At 36.0% G+C, this 606-nt stretch carries 1 pseudogene; it reads left to right on the top strand.

The features are described from left to right. Nucleotides 1-606: pseudogene (locus ACFILW_RS10825) on the top strand (damage-inducible protein); the annotation flags it as partial.

Below are 606 nucleotides of genomic sequence, written 5' to 3'. Positions count from 1 at the left end.
ATAATCGTATCAGTGAAACTTATGCTGCTCAATCTGAATCAATCAATATGCAAGCACTTTATGATAGCTATATACGAGCAATTCGATGGGCTAGTGACCGTATAAAAGATTGTGGTATTATTGGTTTTGTGACAAACGCAGGGTTTATTAATGCATGTTCTTTAAATGGTTTAAGAAAATGCCTCGTTAAGGAATTTAGCAGCCTTTATATTTTCCATTTACGGGGTAATCAACGAACCTCTGGAGAACTTTCGCGAAAAGAAGGTGGTAAGATTTTTGGTTCTGGATCACGGGCTCCCATAGCTATCTCTATTCTCATAAAAAATCCAGAATCTCAACAGCGTGGGAAAATATATTTCCGTGATATTGGAGATTATCTCACAAGAGAAAAAAAGCTTAAGACAATTAAAAAATTTGGTAGCATTGATGGTATTACACAGAGCAAACAAGGTTGGCAAATAATTATACCGGATAAGCATAATGATTGGCTTGGTCAACGTGATGACAGTTTCAAGACATTCCTAGCTTTAGGTGATAAGAAACCTCATAGTAAAAAACTGTTTGAGATTTATTCTTGTGGTCTAAAAACCAATCGTGATGCTTGGG

This window comes from Bartonella sp. TT110JLCBS (assembly GCF_042193405.1).
Classification (GTDB): domain Bacteria; phylum Pseudomonadota; class Alphaproteobacteria; order Rhizobiales; family Rhizobiaceae; genus Bartonella.
This window is presented reverse-complemented; position numbering and strand designations above follow the sequence as displayed.